Source organism: Marinobacter sp. LQ44, assembly GCF_001447155.2.
Lineage (GTDB): Bacteria > Pseudomonadota > Gammaproteobacteria > Pseudomonadales > Oleiphilaceae > Marinobacter.
The window spans coordinates 285347-299810 of the sequence record NZ_CP014754.1 but is presented as its reverse complement, the minus strand read 5'-3'; the positions used below and the strand labels follow the sequence as shown (position 1 = coordinate 299810).

Annotated in this window: 16 protein-coding genes and 1 pseudogene; 15 read left to right on the top strand and 2 right to left on the bottom strand. The window is 55.9% G+C overall.

The genetic code is table 11. The features are described 5' to 3' along the window. Positions 1 to 21: 21 nt before the first annotated feature. A complete protein-coding gene (cadR, locus tag ASQ50_RS01395; RefSeq protein ID WP_008173755.1) occupies positions 22 to 423 on the bottom strand; it encodes a Cd(II)/Pb(II)-responsive transcriptional regulator in 402 nt (133 codons plus the stop codon). Between the two features lie 284 nt (positions 424 to 707). Between cadR (ASQ50_RS01395) and lnt the strand changes: the two genes are divergently transcribed. The 4 genes and pseudogenes from lnt to ASQ50_RS01375 all read left to right on the top strand — a co-directional run bounded on the left by lnt (position 708) and on the right by ASQ50_RS01375 (position 4393). After that, positions 708 to 2147, top strand: a complete 1440-nt coding sequence (gene lnt, locus ASQ50_RS01390) for an apolipoprotein N-acyltransferase (RefSeq protein WP_011784893.1) — start codon at positions 708 to 710, stop codon at positions 2145 to 2147. A gap of 106 nt (positions 2148 to 2253) precedes the next feature. After that, positions 2254 to 2730, top strand: a pseudogene (lspA, locus tag ASQ50_RS01385) (signal peptidase II). A gap of 152 nt (positions 2731 to 2882) precedes the next feature. Then, the gene (locus tag ASQ50_RS01380) at positions 2883 to 3443 is read left to right on the top strand and encodes an MBL fold metallo-hydrolase (RefSeq protein ID WP_011784895.1); all 561 of its coding nucleotides are present in this window, start codon (positions 2883 to 2885) and stop codon (positions 3441 to 3443) included. Next, positions 3440 to 4393: a bile acid:sodium symporter family protein gene (locus ASQ50_RS01375; RefSeq protein WP_058089841.1), complete on the top strand. Its 954-nt coding sequence runs from the start codon at positions 3440 to 3442 to the stop codon at positions 4391 to 4393. The genes ASQ50_RS01380 and ASQ50_RS01375 overlap by 4 nt, the downstream gene beginning before the upstream one ends. A gap of 227 nt (positions 4394 to 4620) precedes the next feature. Here the strand turns inward: ASQ50_RS01375 and cadR (ASQ50_RS01370) are convergent, their stop codons facing one another. Beyond that, positions 4621 to 5022: a Cd(II)/Pb(II)-responsive transcriptional regulator gene (gene cadR, locus ASQ50_RS01370; protein ID WP_008173755.1), complete on the bottom strand. Its 402-nt coding sequence runs from the start codon at positions 5020 to 5022 to the stop codon at positions 4621 to 4623. Between the two features lie 97 nt (positions 5023 to 5119). On the opposite strand from cadR (ASQ50_RS01370), the gene ASQ50_RS01365 reads away from it, so the two are divergent. The 11 genes from ASQ50_RS01365 to ASQ50_RS01315 all read left to right on the top strand — a co-directional run bounded on the left by ASQ50_RS01365 (position 5120) and on the right by ASQ50_RS01315 (position 14463). Continuing rightward, positions 5120 to 6016, top strand: coding sequence for a cation transporter (locus ASQ50_RS01365; protein ID WP_058089840.1), 897 nt, complete (start codon positions 5120 to 5122; stop codon positions 6014 to 6016). Positions 6017 to 6019: 3 nt separating this feature from the next. Next, complete coding sequence (gene lspA, locus ASQ50_RS01360) at positions 6020 to 6532, top strand: signal peptidase II (protein WP_058089839.1); 513 nt, start codon at positions 6020 to 6022, stop codon at positions 6530 to 6532. Between the two features lie 99 nt (positions 6533 to 6631). Further along, the gene (locus tag ASQ50_RS01355) at positions 6632 to 7270 is read left to right on the top strand and encodes a peroxiredoxin (RefSeq protein ID WP_058089838.1); all 639 of its coding nucleotides are present in this window, start codon (positions 6632 to 6634) and stop codon (positions 7268 to 7270) included. 108 nt (positions 7271 to 7378) lie between these two features. Further along, complete coding sequence (locus tag ASQ50_RS01350; protein WP_058089887.1) at positions 7379 to 9376, top strand: heme lyase CcmF/NrfE family subunit; 1998 nt, start codon at positions 7379 to 7381, stop codon at positions 9374 to 9376. Continuing rightward, positions 9373 to 9897, top strand: a complete 525-nt coding sequence (locus ASQ50_RS01345; RefSeq protein WP_011784902.1) for a DsbE family thiol:disulfide interchange protein — start codon at positions 9373 to 9375, stop codon at positions 9895 to 9897. The genes ASQ50_RS01350 and ASQ50_RS01345 overlap by 4 nt, the downstream gene beginning before the upstream one ends. After that, positions 9888 to 10376, top strand: coding sequence for a cytochrome c-type biogenesis protein (locus tag ASQ50_RS01340; RefSeq protein WP_011784903.1), 489 nt, complete (start codon positions 9888 to 9890; stop codon positions 10374 to 10376). The genes ASQ50_RS01345 and ASQ50_RS01340 overlap by 10 nt, the downstream gene beginning before the upstream one ends. A 2-nt stretch (positions 10377 to 10378) precedes the next feature. Continuing rightward, positions 10379 to 11263 carry a c-type cytochrome biogenesis protein CcmI gene (gene ccmI / locus ASQ50_RS01335; protein WP_225316802.1) on the top strand — a complete coding sequence of 295 codons (885 nt, stop codon included), beginning with the start codon at positions 10379 to 10381 and terminating at the stop codon, positions 11261 to 11263. A 39-nt stretch (positions 11264 to 11302) separates the two neighbouring features. Further along, positions 11303 to 12106, top strand: a complete 804-nt coding sequence (gene lgt, locus ASQ50_RS01330; protein WP_053115065.1) for a prolipoprotein diacylglyceryl transferase — start codon at positions 11303 to 11305, stop codon at positions 12104 to 12106. Positions 12107 to 12156: 50 nt separating this feature from the next. Beyond that, a complete protein-coding gene (locus tag ASQ50_RS01325) occupies positions 12157 to 12630 on the top strand; it encodes a MerR family transcriptional regulator (RefSeq protein ID WP_058089836.1) in 474 nt (157 codons plus the stop codon). A 118-nt stretch (positions 12631 to 12748) separates the two neighbouring features. Then, positions 12749 to 13285, top strand: a complete 537-nt coding sequence (locus tag ASQ50_RS01320; RefSeq protein ID WP_014420756.1) for a TetR/AcrR family transcriptional regulator — start codon at positions 12749 to 12751, stop codon at positions 13283 to 13285. A 23-nt stretch (positions 13286 to 13308) separates the two neighbouring features. Next, on the top strand, positions 13309 to 14463 hold the full coding sequence (locus ASQ50_RS01315) for an efflux RND transporter periplasmic adaptor subunit (RefSeq protein ID WP_008172291.1): 1155 nt from the start codon (positions 13309 to 13311) through the stop codon (positions 14461 to 14463). Position 14464 lies beyond the last annotated feature (1 nt).

The following is a 14464-nucleotide window of genomic DNA, read 5'->3' as shown; positions in this document are numbered from 1 at the left end:
GGTGCGTAATGCTTCAAGCTACTACTGCATGCTTCCTTCGCTGAGCCCTTCGAGAACCCCGCAGGCCTCAATTTCCCGATCATCGTTACAACTCGCTCGCAGCGACACAAGTTGTTTCTCCAGTACCTGCAGATCGGTTATCTGAGACCGTACTTGAGCGATGTGATCATCAAGCAAGGTGTTGATGGCCCTGCAAGGCTGATGGGGCGCGCCCTGATAACGCTGTAACTCGTGAATTTCAGCGAGTGACAGCTCGAGTATTCTGCAGCGCCGGATGAAGGCCAGTCGCTCAACATGCCGTTCAGTGTAAATACGATAGCCGTTGTCCTGACGATCCGGCGGCGGTAACAAGCCCTCTCGCTCATAGAAACGGATGGTCTGGGTGTCGACCCCTACGGACCGTGCCAACTGACCAATGCGCATCGGGTTTCTCCTCAACAGATGGTATCTGCTTTATTGACCTTATAGTGGCTATATGGTTTTAAATCATAATCCGACAATACTCAAGTGGAGCCGTATCATGAGTAAATCCTGTGAAGACGCCTGTGGCTGCGGACTGAATTGAGCGGAGCAAAAAAGCATGAGCCACAGGGTTGATACTGGCTTCGGAGGCGAGAGCATTGGGTGATAAGTACGCGCTACCCTCCACGGGCATGCGCCACAAGGAGCTTCTAACAAGGGGGATAGCTCTACTTGCCGGAGGCGCCATGCCGCTTGCCTTTGCCCCTGTGGGCTGGGCATGGCTTGCAATGATCGCTCTGGCTGCATTTTTTGCCCTGACCGCGCAATCTTCAAAGCGTCAGGTGCTATGGTCGGCCTACCTCTTTGGCCTTGGTTACTTCGGCGTAGGTGTCTCCTGGGTCTTCATCAGCATCAGCCAGTACGGCAATGGCCCTGTGGTGGCGGGGTTAGCCACAGCGGCCTTTGTCTCGCTGCTCGCCCTCTTCCCATGGGGCGTCGCCTATCTCGTGCGCCGCCTGAGACCTGAGATGGATGCGATGGCGCTCTGGCTAGGACTACCGGCGGCATGGGTGTTGAGTGAATGGATGCGCACCTGGTTCTTGACCGGCTTTCCCTGGCTCTTTATCGGCTACAGCCAGACCGACACCACACTCGCCACTATCGCTCCTGTCTTTGGTGTGCTTGGCGTGAGTTTTCTGGTGGCACTGTTCGCCGGCGGTCTTGCGTGGGTTATCTTAGGCCCAAGCCTGCGCCGTGCAGCGGTAGCCGGTGCCGTGTTAATCGTTACTCTCGCTGGCTTGCAGCTCCTGGACCGCGAGTGGACGCAGCCAGCCGCTGACCCTATCGATGTCGCCCTCTTGCAAGGAAACATCGCGCAAGACAAGAAATGGGACCCGGATTACCGGGAAATCACAATTGAGCGCTATCAGGCGCTTACGAAGCAGCATCTCGGGGCCGACATCGTGATCTGGCCAGAAGCGGCAATCCCGATGTGGCATGACCAGGCCAAAGAATATCTTGCTGAGCTTGAGGCGTTAGCCGATCAGGCAGGCACCTTGTTAATGATTGGCGTCCCGGTACGCGAGGCGGATGGCCGCGCCTATAATGCAGTGGTAAGCCTCTCCGATCCCTCAGGCTTCTACTACAAACGCCACCTGGTGCCCTTCGGTGAATATGTTCCGTTTCGGGAGTTTTTGGGTTCGGCCCTCGACGTGCTCGGGGCGCCCATGTCCGATTTTACACCGGGACGGGACGCGCACGTCCTGAATGCAGCAGGGGTGCCCGTAGGGGCACTCATCTGCTACGAGGCGGTCTTTGGTGCTGAAGTCACGGAACTTCTGCCCGAAGCGCAGGTGCTGGTGAATGTCAGTAATGATGCCTGGTTCGGCAGCTCGCTCGGCCCTCTCCAGCACTTCCAGATGGCCCGCATGCGTGCCATCGAAACCGGACGTGACCTACTGCGAGCCACGAACACGGGTATCACAGCAGCTGTCAGCTACGAGGGAAAGATCCTCAAGCGCGCTCCTCAGTTCCGCGTAGCCAGCCTCAGCGTCGAGGTGACACCGCGAACTGGTGCGACCCCTTATGTGCGCTGGAGGGATTGGCCTGTCCTTGGTGTGATCGCACTCGGACTCGGCTTGCTCCTGCTTCTTCGAATTCGCCAGTATCATCGGCTGGGTACATGACGCCCGCCACTCTATAGCGAGCAGATTTTCAATTGGGTGAGGAGGAAGGAATTTGTCTACTTATGGCAATTGGCTCGCAGAGAAAGCCCACGAGCCGAGAAAAACGATGCGCTGGCTGTGGCTCTCGCTCCTGTTACTGCTGGCGGATCAGGCTAGCAAGTACCTTGCCAGTACCATGCTTATGTATGGAGAAAGTGTATCGGTCACGCCCTTCTTCAATTGGGTCCACCGCCACAATACGGGGGCGGCGTTCAGCTTTCTAGCGGATGCCGGCGGTTGGCAGTAGCCGCTTTTCATCGGGCTGGCCTTGGTTATCTCGACGTTACTGGTGTACTGGCTTTGGCGTTCACCGAGCGTACTGAGTTATCGGCTCGCACTCAGCGCTATCCTCGGCGGTGCGTTGGGCAATGTCGCAGATCGCTTACGCTTGGGCTACGTCGAGGATCTTCTCGATTTTCATTATGCCCAGTGGCACTGGCCATCGTTCAACCTGGCGGACGTATGGATCGTCCTCGGTGCTGCCCTCTTTATCTGGGCCGAAATACGACATCAGCCAGGCAGCCGTCGCCGCGGAATCGGCTAGAGTTTTCGCTGACGCACGCTTGGATCCTATCCCAGATATACGCAGCTTCTTTCTCATAAAGCACACAGCAAGCCGGGTTGGTTGCCCATGCAGCATGCAGGTTGATGGTAGCATTTGCGGATGGAAGCGCCGACGCAGACAGGGAACAACACATGATCTTTCGACAACTGTATGAACCCGTATCCAGCACTTACACCTATCTTCTGGGCTGCGAGGAAACCGGACGAGCGGTCCTGATTGATCCGGTTATCAACTCGGTCGAGCGCGACCTGGCAGAGGTATCAAAGCTGGGGCTCAAGCTGGAATACACTCTGGATACCCATATCCACGCCGATCACATCACTTCCGCCCGCGAGCTAAAGCAGAAAGCGGGCAGTAAAATCGCGGCGCCTGCCATGGATTGCCTGCCCTGCACGGACGTAGGAGTTGAGGAGGGGAGGCCCTTTCAGGTCGGTCGGCTCAGCTTCCAGCCGATTCACACGCCGGGCCATACCGATGGCCATTTCGCATACCGTCTGGACGACCGTATTTTCACCGACGACGCTCTTCTGATCGAAGACAGTGCTATTTTTCCTGTACTTGCTGATCTCATAGCGTTTCTGATGCACGACTGCTGCGATGGGCACTGTGCTTATTGCGACAAAGCCATCGAGTTGTTCGCGCAGTGTGAAGGTCGCCCAACCTCATCGGGCACGGTGGACTCCAAGATATGATCAGATTCATCTATTTTGTGGAGTCTAATCTTGTTTGGTTCGTTATCACTTTAGCTGGTTTGGTCTTAGTATTCCCAGGGTTAGGAACGCACCTAGAGCCCTTTATCGGTCCACTGCTCGCGCTGCTGATGCTTGTCATCAGTCTTACCTTCGACGCACATGCCGTTCGAGTGGTCTTTCGCAAACCTTCAAGGCAATTTTTAGCACTAGGTCTGGTCTATGGTCCGATGTCGATTGCCGGTTTTCTGACTGGCCGTTTATTTTTCGGGAACGGACCTCTTGCAGCAGGTCAAACGTTGCTTGGCACATTGCCGACAGATGTTTCGTCTCCGCTGCTGGTATTAATGGCGCGGGGGAATGTTGCCTTAGCAGCCGTTTTTAATGCGGTCAATACAGCACTATCGCCATTCATTGTTCCATTCGTTTTTTTATGGCTGACTGGAATACAGCTGGAAGTTCCTCTCGGGGCAATCATCTTTGAATTAGCCTTGATCGTTCTCGTTCCCACTGTTGTTGGAGTGAGCTTACGCACAGGATTTCCAGATTTTTTTGCACGCCATGATTCAACGTACGCGGGAATTGGATCAATCATATATCTTCTGATACTACTGGCTGTAGTAGGCCCAAACGCAGAAACTATCATTGGTTATGGCTGGTACGCTTTTTTGATTGCTGGAGCAGCCCTGAGTCTTAATCTGATTGGCTACCTGATAGGAATGTCCTCACGGTTGCTAACCTCTGACCGGAAAGAAGTGATTACCTATCTCTTCACCGTGAGCAAAAAAGAATTTAGCATTGCTGCTGCTTTTGTCGCCGCATCTGGCTTACCTTCAGAAATTGCGATTCCTGCCGCATTCTTTGCAGTGATACAAATGATCACTTCACCCATTGCCGCTAAGATCCTTGCACGGCACGGCTTACTACGATTCCGAGCGAGCGATCAGCACTAAGGATCTTGGTATTGTTTCAGCGCCGAATTACCAATGAACTACTGGCAACAGTTGATGCAGCCTTTTCAACGAAACAAGACATGATGAAGTGCTTGCTCTATCTGCCGACTACTCAGGCTCCGTGTTGTCGAAAAACTCCGCCAGGGAGCGGATGTTCAGCACCTACGCAAGTATATTGATCTTTCCACGCTGGCTACCCTAATACTGAGCATACCTGCTTCAGGCTACTACTGCATGCTTCCTTCGCTGAGCCCTTCGAGAACCCCACAGGCCTCAATTTCCCGATCATCGTTACAACTTGCTCGCAGCGACACAAGTTGTTTCTCCAGTACCTGCAGATCGGTTATCTGAGACCGTACCTGAGCGATGTGATCATCAAGCAAGGTGTTGATGGCTCTGCAAGGCTGATGGGGCGCGCCCTGATAACGCTGTAACTCGTGAATTTCAGCGAGTGACAGCTCAAGTATTCTGCAGCGCCGGATGAAGGCCAGTCGCTCAACATGCCGTTCAGTGTAAATACGGTAGCCGTTGTCCTGACGATCCGGCGGTGGTAACAAGCCCTCTCGCTCATAGAAACGGATGGTCTGGGTGTCAACCCCTACGGACCGCGCCAACTGACCAATGCGCATCGGGTGTCTCCTCAACAAATGGTATCTGCTCTATTGACCTTATAGTGGCTATATGGTTTTAAATCATAATCCGACAATACGCAAGTGGAGCCGTATCATGAGTAAATCCTGTGAAGACGCCTGTGGCTGCGACACAACACCCGCAGAGGGTAACACCGGGTCGAAGGCCTCTGAAGCGTCCGGCAACTGGATCAGTGTGTATACCGTACCGAAGATGGATTGTCCTTCGGAGGAACGGATGATTCGCCTGGCCCTGAACGGTTTTGAAGACATTCGCGGGCTGTCCTTTGAGCTGTCTGATCGGCAGTTGAAGGTTGTGCACGATGGCGAGGCTGAGCCTATCACCGCGAAGCTGGCGACCCTCGGGCTGGGAGCTTCGCTTCAGGAAACGGCCGCTGCCGACCCTGAGTCAATTAAGGCGGTCGGGGATACGGCTATCTCTGCCGAGCAGGAGTCCGGCACCCTGCGTTGGTTGCTCGGTATCAATGCCGTCCTGTTTGTGGTGGAAATGACGGCCGGCCTGATCGCGCACTCCACCGGCCTGATTGCAGAATCCCTGGACAATTTTGCCGACGCGGCCGTGTATGGGCTCGCGCTGTATGCGGTTGGGCATAGCGTGAAAATGCAGGTGCGTGCGGCGCATCTCGCGGGCGTACTCCAACTGATACTGGCTGTAGGCGTACTTGCAGAGGTGGTGAGGCGCTTTGTCTTCGGCAGTGAGCCGGAGTCGCTGGTAATGATGGGGATTGCGTTCATTGCATTGATCGCCAATACCACCTGTCTGCTGCTGATATCCAAACATCGGGAGGGTGGGGCGCACATGAAGGCGAGCTGGATATTCTCAGCCAACGATGTGGTGATCAATCTGGGGGTCATTACCGCTGGCGCCCTGGTCGCGTGGACTGGCTCCAACTACCCGGACCTGATCATCGGCAGCATTGCGGGGGTTATCGTACTCAACGGGGCCAGGCGCATCCTCGCGCTTAAGGGTTAAACAATGTCCATCGTTGCCAAAAAACACTTGCCGTATGGCCTGCTGGCTATTTCGGGCCTGATTGCGGCGTCTGATCAGGTTGTAAAATGGCTGGTCCAGCAGTCAATGGCGTATGGCGAATCGATTCCGGTGACCCCGTTCTTTAACTGGGTTCATGTCTGGAACACCGGCGCCGCATTCAGTCTGTTTGCCGATGGTGGAGGCTGGCAGCGCTACTTTCTTATCGCAATCGCGGTAGTGGTCTCGATCGTACTGATCAGGTTGATTCTTCAGTGCCGCCGCAGGGGAGAAGCCATCGCGTACAGTCTTATTCTTGGCGGTGCCATGGGCAACCTGATTGACCGGATATTCCGCGGCTATGTTGTGGATTCCTTTGATGTCTATTGGCAATCCTGGCACTGGCCAGCCTTTAACCTTGCCGATATCGCCATTGTGCTGGGCACCGTGCTTTTCCTCTATGTCAGTTTCATACCCGAAAAATCGGGCACGAACGTCGAGCTCGATGGATCAGGCTAAAAAACATCTGACAAACGCCTTGACCTTAAAGTTGACTTTAAAGATATCGTCTGTACTGACGAACCGAGAACGACAGCCAAAGCAAAGGAGAATGAAACGATGACATTGCAACTTGGAGAAACCGCTCCCGATTTCACCGTCGCATCCACCGAGGGAAACATTCAGTTTCATGAGTGGCTGGGAGACGACTGGGCCGTGCTGTTTTCACACCCCGCCGACTACACCCCTGTCTGTACCACAGAGCTCGGCGCCTTCGCCAAGCGTAAGGACGAGTTCGCCAGTCGCGGTGTGAAGCTGATCGGGGTCTCCGTCGACCCGCTCGACTCCCATAAAGACTGGGCGAAGGATATCGAGAAAACCCAGGGCAAGGGGCTCAATTTTCCCCTGTTGGCAGACAAGGATCAGGTGGTTGCCGACCAGTACGGAATGATCCATCCAAAAGCCGATCCCAAGGTGACTGTTCGAACGGTATTCATTATCGATTCCGCGAAAAAAATCCGTCTGATGCTGACGTATCCGCCCAGCACCGGGCGCAATCTGGACGAGATCCTGCGCGTCATTGATTCGCTCCAACTGACCGACAACCACAAAGTGGCCACGCCGGTGGACTGGAAGAATGGCGAGGATGTGATCATCGTTCCGTCGCTCTCCAACGAAGAGGCCAAAGAGCGCTTCCCCGACGGATGGGATGAGCAGACACCGTATCTGCGCGTTACCCGCCAACCTGGTCGGAAGTAATAGAGAATTCGTCAGCTGGCCTTGTGGCTGGCTGACGAAGCAATACCTGAGAAACCTTCACCGATAGGTTCGGTCATCGCCGAACCCGCAACCGAACACGGCCCCGAAATGCTTACCCTGACAATCCCTGAAGTTGGTCTCTTCGCGTTATTGATTGCACTTTGCCTGTCGCTGCTTCAGGCGACCGTGCCCTTGCTGGGAGCCGCCACCCGGCGCCCGTTGTGGATGGCATTTGCAGAGCCCATGGCATGGGGGCAATTTGTTTTTCTACTGGTTTCTTATGCCAGCCTGACCGCCAGTTTTCTTCTGGATGATTTCAGCGTGGATTATGTGGCCCGTAATTCCAACTCGATGCTGCCCTGGTACTACAAGTTCACCGCCGTCTGGGGCTCTCATGAAGGCTCGGTGCTGTTATGGAGTCTGATTCTCAGTGGCTGGGGCTTTGCCGTCAGTCTGTTTTCCCGCCAGTTGCCACGGGATATGCTGGCACGGGTTCTGGGAGTTCTGGGTGTCGTCAGCGCAGGGTTCCTGCTTTTCATCGTCGTTACGTCCAGTCCCTTTGATCGCCTGTTGCCGGGCATGCCAGCCGACGGTGCCGATCTGAATCCGTTGTTGCAGGATGTTGGCCTGATCATCCATCCGCCGATGCTTTACATGGGCTATGTGGGTTTTTCAGTGGTCTTTGCTTTTGCCATCGCTGCGCTGATCGAAGGGCGTCTCGATGCGGCCTGGACGCGCTGGGTTCGGCCGTGGACCAACATTGCCTGGGCCTTTCTGACCCTCGGCATCGCTCTGGGTAGCTGGTGGGCCTACTATGAGCTGGGTTGGGGCGGCTGGTGGTTCTGGGATCCGGTGGAAAATGCATCGCTCCTGCCCTGGCTGAGCGGGACAGCGCTGATACATTCACTGGCGGTCACGGAAAAACGCGGCACGTTCAAGAGCTGGACGGCACTGCTGGCGATTTTCACGTTCTCACTCTCGTTACTGGGCACCTTCCTGGTGCGCTCAGGGGTACTGACCTCGGTTCATGCCTTTGCCAATGATCCATCTCGGGGGCTCTTCATTCTGGCGTTGCTGGGAATAACGGTCGGCGTCTCGCTTTTGATCTTTGCGCTACGGGCGCCGCGAATGAGCGCCAATGCGGGCTTTAGCTGGCTTTCCCGGGATGCTCTGTTGCTGATCAACAATATTTTGCTGGTCATCATGACGATCACGGTCCTGATGGGCACCCTGTACCCCTTGATCCTGGATGCACTCGGGCTGGGCAAGGTCAGTATCGGCGCGCCTTACTTTAATAGCCTGTTCGTGCCACTGACCGTCATGCTGTGTGCCTTTATGGGGCTGGGGCCGGTCTCACGCTGGAAGCAGATGCCCGGTCGGGAGCTGTTCCGGCGACTACTGGGGGCGGGCTTGGCCGCACTGGCGATTGCGATATCGATACCGTTTCTTTACAACGGCCAGTGGAATGTCGCCGTGGCGCTGGGGATGGTGGCGGCCCTGTGGGTAGTACTGGCGTTGGTGCGCGACCTGTTTGATAAAGTCCGCAATGCGTCCTCTGCGCTGTCCGGATTGCGTAAGTTGACCCCTTCATACTGGGGCATGGTGGTCGGCCACGTGGGCCTGGCCGTCACCATCGTGGGCGTGGTGATGGTGTCGAACTACGCCATGGAGCGTAATGTGCGGCTTGATATCGGTGAGCAGGTGAATCTGGGCGGGTACGATTTTACGCTGACCGAACTGGGCGAGCGTCGGGGGCCCAACTTCCTCGCCGATACGGCGACCATCGAGGTTGCCCGTGAAGGCCGGATTGTCACCACCCTGTACCCGGAGAAGCGCCTGTACATTGCCCGAGGGCAGCCGATGACCGATGTCGCACTCGACCCCGGCCTGTTGCGGGACCTTTACGTGGCCATGGGGGAGGAACTGGACGACGGCAGCTGGGCAATGCGCCTACAGGTCAAGCCATTTGTACGCTGGCTTTGGCTGGGTGCGCTGCTGATGGCCTCCGGGGGCGTGCTGGCCGTGGCAGACCGTCGCTACCGTCGCCGCCGTGCAGCCGCAGCTGACCGCGAATCGATGAGGCCGGCACGCGAGGTTCGCGCATGATGCGTCGCCTGTTGCTGCTGCTTCCGTTTGTGGTGTTCCTTGGCCTGGCCTTCTTTTTGTACCGGGGGCTTTCGCTGGATCCCAGTGCTCGCGAGTCAGCCCTGATAGGCCAGGCGTTTCCCGCGTTCACGCTCCCGACGCTGGAGGACCCTGATACCGAGGTGGATGAATCCCTGCTTCGCGGGCAGATATCTCTGGTCAATGTCTGGGCATCCTGGTGCCCGACCTGCAAGGAGGAAATGCCCCAGCTACTGGCGCTCTCCGAGCGCGGCATTCAGATGGTGGGCATCAACTATAAAGACGCCCGTGACCTGGGGCGACAGTTTCTCGAAGAGTTCGGAAAACCTTTCGAGGTCAACATCTTCGATCCTGCCGGTGACCTGGGTTTTGAAATTGGCGTGTATGGCGTGCCCGAAACCTTCCTGGTCGACGCAGACGGTATCGTTCGATACAAGCACGTTGGGTACATAACGCCCGCCCAGGTGGATGAAGTCATGATGGAGGTAGAGAAATGGCGCTAACCCTGAAGATCCGTTGCTGTGTGGTCATCGTGCTTTTGATGGCCTCGTTCCAGTCGATGGCGGATACGGCAATTGATGCGCGTCATTTCGAGGATCCGGTGATGGCGGAGCGTTATCGCGACCTTACGGCGTCATTGCGGTGCCCTAAATGTGATGCTCAAGCCATCGACAGCTCCGATTCGCCGGTGGCGGCGGACATGCGGGAGCGGGTAGCGCTGATGCTTCATGAGGGGCGTGCGGATAAGGAAATTCTTGATTTCATGGCTAATCGTTTTGGCGAGTTCGTTCTTTACAATCCGCGCCTTGACGGGCGCACGTGGCTGCTTTGGGCATTGCCGGCAGCGCTGGTAGCAGGAGGCGCCCTGGTTGTGATTGCCTTTGTCCGGGCACGCAGGCACCGGCGAGTGCGGCCGCTCTCCGAGGAGGAGCGTACCCGCCTGTCCTCTTTGATTCATCGTCATCGTGAGAGGTCGGAATGACTATGCTCTGGTTAAGTATCGGCACACTGTTGCTTATAGCGCTGTGGTTCCTGAGTCTACCGTTACGGCGAGCAAGGGCGATCCATGACTGGCAGCAAGGGTTTGAAACGGATGACCGCGCGGAGGAGCAGAATCTGGCCGTGTATGAGCGTCGGCTTGCGGCACTGGAAAGCGCCTGCGAGCGCGGCGAGGTTGACGTCGCACGCTTTGAAGAAAGCCGTCACGAGCTTGAACGCAATCTTCTGGAGGACACCGAGGCCCGTCGTCGCGTGCCTCTCAGGAACCCGCTGGCAGGACGTTTTGTAATCCCTCTGGTGATAACGGCATTGATTGCCGCCACCGTAACCGGCTATCGATGGGTGGGCGCCAATGGCGATCTGGCTCTGTATGCCGTGGTGCAGGAGGTTCTTAACTCTCCCGGTGCCTCACCGGAGAACCTGATTGTCCGGCTCGAAGAGCAGGCCGAGAGTCAGCCGGATAATCCCAAGGTCTGGGCTTTGTTGTTTCCGCTGTACCAGAAGGTCGGTCAGCCAGATCGGTCGATTCGCGCCCTGGAGCGATTGATCGAACTGGAAGGCCGCCGAGCCGATCTTCTGGCCCAACTGGCTCAGTTGAAATTCTATGTGGCCGGAGGCAGCCTGACCTATGAAGTTCAGGCGCTGGTAGATGAAACACTCGATAAGGATCCGCGTCAGCCGACAGTGTTGGGCATGCTGGGGGTTGAGGCTTTCGACGATGGCCGCTATGAACAGGCGATCGGTTACTGGCGCCGAGCGTTGGCTGGCTTCGAGGATTCCGCCTCCGCAGAGGTCATTCGTAAAGGTATCGCTGTTGCCAGGCAACGATTGGAGGAGACAGCCAATGGAGCGGAACGTGTTACTGATTGAAACCCTAACGCACGTTCACACACGAAATCAGGGAAGCTTATGCTTCAGTATCCTCAAATCGACCCGGTAGCCATTGCACTGGGCCCACTGAAAATCCATTGGTACGGCCTGATGTACCTTGTCGGTTTTCTCGCGGCCTGGTGGCTGGGGCGTCGTCGGGCTCATCGACTCGGGTTGAACGCAGACGCTGTTGAAACATTGATTTTCTACTGCGCGATGGGCGTCATTCTCGGTGGCCGCGTCGGTTATGCGCTCTTCTACGGTTTTGACAAGCTGGCAGACAATCCGCTTTGGCTGTTCAAGGTCTGGGAAGGGGGCATGAGTTTTCACGGCGGCTTGACCGGCGTCCTGATTGCAGCCTTGGTCTTCGCCCGCAAGCAGAACCTGCGTTTTTTCCAACTCACGGATTTTATAGCGCCACTGGTGCCAATTGGCCTGGGGGCGGGGCGCCTTGGCAACTTTATCAACCACGAGCTCCCGGGGCGGGTCAGCGACGTGCCCTGGGCCATGGTGTTCCCGAATATGGGGTCGGCGCCACGTCACCCGTCGTCATTGTACGAGTTTGCCCTGGAAGGTGTTGTGCTGTTTGTGGTGCTGTGGTGGTTCTCACGCCACCCTCGTCGGATGGGCGCAACGTCCGGCCTGTTCCTGTTGCTCTACGGAATTTTCCGTTTTGCGGTCGAGTTTGTTCGCCTCCCCGACCCGCAACTGGGGTTCATTGCCCTTGACTGGGTGACCATGGGGCAGTTGTTGACCTTGCCGATGATCCTTGGAGGCCTTGGGTTAGTCGCTTGGTCGAAAAGCCAACCGATCAATAACGTAAAGGTGGCGACGGGCGGATAAAGGTCGACTTCATTTATGCAATAACAAATTGAGAGAGTTTCAGAGTGGTCATGCTGGCGTTTTCTCCTCTGATATATCGGGATCTGTTTCATGCGAGCGATGTGGGCACGATGAAAGTCAATGAAATTGCAAACTTGGCGGATGTCTCTCCGGACACCGTTCGTTTCTATAACCGTGAAGGGTTACTTCGGCCACGAAAAGATCCCCGAAATGGCTACAACTTGTATAATTCGGAAGACCTGTGGCGCTTACGGTTTGTTCGCGTGGCAAACAAGCTGGGATTCAACCTGCGTGAAGTCAAAGTCATTCTAAGTCATGGGACGGAGGGTGGCTTGGCTGGCAGCGACCTGAAGGAGCTATTCACAGACCGCCTTTGCAGACTGGATCAGGAGTTAAAGGAGCTCAAGAGACTTCGTGACGACATGAAAACTACAGTCCAGGTTTGGAGACAGATGCCTGATGGAGCCCCCAATGGCCATTCTGTCCAGGAATTCAGTAGGGCACCTACTTCGGTATACGCCTAAATTTTTGGTTTGAAAATAAGTGAACGTTCATTTATTTTAGGCCGACCAATTTGAAGCGTTGAGCAGACAAATGCGGCAAAGAGACGACTCGAAACGAATAGCCTTCCTGGAAGCTACCGTGAGGGAAGTAGCAGATCACGGTTTTTCAGCAACCTCGGTTGGCAAGATAGCCAAGGCTGCGGGTTTGTCACCAGCCACGCTGTACATCTATTACGAAGATAAAGAACAGCTTTTATTGGCGACATTTTATTACGTCAGCGATCAGGTCATTGATGCGGCGCTGGACAGTTTTTCTCGCGGGAAAGATCTGCGTGAAGGACTGCGACGCCAGTGGCACACACTGTTCCGGATCGGCCTTGAGCGTCCGGAACTATTCCGCTACCACGAGACGTTCACGCATTCTGCTTGGATGACTCCCGAGATCCAGGCACGAAACGAAAGCCGAGCCGCAAATCTTTTGAATGCAGTTGATCAGGGAAAGCAATCCGGGCTGATCAAACCGGTACCTTTTCCACTTCTCGAAACGTTTATGTTCCGCCCGATTTACCACCTCGTTCAACGATGCCTGCAAGGGTCGTTCGAAGGTACCGATGAGCATATCGAATTAGCGTTTAATATGGCTTGGGATGCGGTTGCCGATCGTCGGAATACCTAATTTTTTCTGGAGAGTGACGCGTTATGAAATTCAAGATGGTCAGTACCGCCATGCCCTTGAGAGGCCTACAAGCGCTTGCAATGCTTTCGAGCCTCCTGGTGATGGGATGTTCGGCGGAGGCGCCCCCTCTGACACAGCAAACTGTCTACCCGGTAAAGCTCATGACGCTGGAGCAGGCGCAGTCAGGCACGCTCAATCAGTATCCGGGCAGAGTCTCGGCGTCTGACCATTCAGAACTCTCTTTCAGAGTGGGAGGAGAGCTGACGGAGCTGGCCGTTAAAGCAGGCGACACTGTGGAAAAAGGGGAGGTCGTTGCCCGCCTGGACGATCGGGACGCAAGAACCCGCCTGGAAAACGCCCGGTCAAATTTCAATCTGGCACAGGCCACCTTCGAGCGAATGCGAATATCGTTGGAGCGCCAGGCCATCAGTCAGGCCCGTTTCGATGAGGCCGAGGCCGAGTACCTCTCTGCCAGAGCGCAACTGGCCAGCGCGGAGGACCAACTTTCCTATACCGTTCTCAAAGCGCCATTTGATGGCGTCATTTCACGGGTGCCGGTGGATGTCTTTCAGGTTGTATCAGCGCAGCAGGCCATTGCCGAACTGCAACGGCCCGGCTCTATCGACGTCTCGTTCCAGATGCCTGAACAACAGGTCCGCCGCCTTCAACCACAGAGATCCAGGAACGTTCGCGCCAATGGCAACACTATCGCGTGGGTACAGTTTCCCGAGCTTCCCGATAAACGCTACGCCGCGAGCTACAAAGAGCATGACAGCAATGCCTCTCAGGGGTCGCTCAGTTATGAGGTTACCGTAACGCTCCCTGAACCCGAGGACATCACAGTGCTTTCGGGGATGAGCGCGACCGTTCTGCTTGATTACGGCACATTGGCTGGAGAGAGCGCCCCGTCGTGGCTGATACCAACCGCGGCGCTTGTAACACCTGACGCAGAACCCGGCACTAGCGTGGTTTGGCGATACGTGGCTGCTGCCGATGGTGAGAATGGCGATAACACGGGCAGCGTCGAGCCGGTGGATGTCGAGCCGGGTAAGAAAATGAACGATGGCGTGCTTGTTCGGGGAGAGCTCAGCCCGGGCGACAGAATCGTGGTTGCCGGCGCTCACCGGATGAACAGGGATCGTTCGGTCCGTCCCTGGGAAAAAGAGGGCGGGCTCTGAG

Excerpts from the sequence above, each read along its gene's own strand:
- cadR (WP_008173755.1), bottom strand. The coding sequence starts at position 423 with ATGCGCATTGGTCAGTTGGCACGGTCCGTAGGGGTCGACACCCAGACC.
- lnt (WP_011784893.1), top strand. The coding sequence starts at position 708 with ATGCCGCTTGCCTTTGCCCCTGTGGGCTGGGCATGGCTTGCAATGATC.
- ASQ50_RS01380 (WP_011784895.1), top strand. The coding sequence starts at position 2,883 with ATGATCTTTCGACAACTGTATGAACCCGTATCCAGCACTTACACCTAT.
- ASQ50_RS01375 (WP_058089841.1), top strand. The coding sequence starts at position 3,440 with ATGATCAGATTCATCTATTTTGTGGAGTCTAATCTTGTTTGGTTCGTT.
- cadR (WP_008173755.1), bottom strand. The coding sequence starts at position 5,022 with ATGCGCATTGGTCAGTTGGCGCGGTCCGTAGGGGTTGACACCCAGACC.
- ASQ50_RS01365 (WP_058089840.1), top strand. The coding sequence starts at position 5,120 with ATGAGTAAATCCTGTGAAGACGCCTGTGGCTGCGACACAACACCCGCA.
- lspA (WP_058089839.1), top strand. The coding sequence starts at position 6,020 with ATGTCCATCGTTGCCAAAAAACACTTGCCGTATGGCCTGCTGGCTATT.
- ASQ50_RS01355 (WP_058089838.1), top strand. The coding sequence starts at position 6,632 with ATGACATTGCAACTTGGAGAAACCGCTCCCGATTTCACCGTCGCATCC.
- ASQ50_RS01350 (WP_058089887.1), top strand. The coding sequence starts at position 7,379 with ATGCTTACCCTGACAATCCCTGAAGTTGGTCTCTTCGCGTTATTGATT.
- ASQ50_RS01345 (WP_011784902.1), top strand. The coding sequence starts at position 9,373 with ATGATGCGTCGCCTGTTGCTGCTGCTTCCGTTTGTGGTGTTCCTTGGC.
- ASQ50_RS01340 (WP_011784903.1), top strand. The coding sequence starts at position 9,888 with ATGGCGCTAACCCTGAAGATCCGTTGCTGTGTGGTCATCGTGCTTTTG.
- ccmI (WP_225316802.1), top strand. The coding sequence starts at position 10,379 with ATGCTCTGGTTAAGTATCGGCACACTGTTGCTTATAGCGCTGTGGTTC.
- lgt (WP_053115065.1), top strand. The coding sequence starts at position 11,303 with ATGCTTCAGTATCCTCAAATCGACCCGGTAGCCATTGCACTGGGCCCA.
- ASQ50_RS01325 (WP_058089836.1), top strand. The coding sequence starts at position 12,157 with ATGCTGGCGTTTTCTCCTCTGATATATCGGGATCTGTTTCATGCGAGC.
- ASQ50_RS01315 (WP_008172291.1), top strand. The coding sequence starts at position 13,309 with ATGAAATTCAAGATGGTCAGTACCGCCATGCCCTTGAGAGGCCTACAA.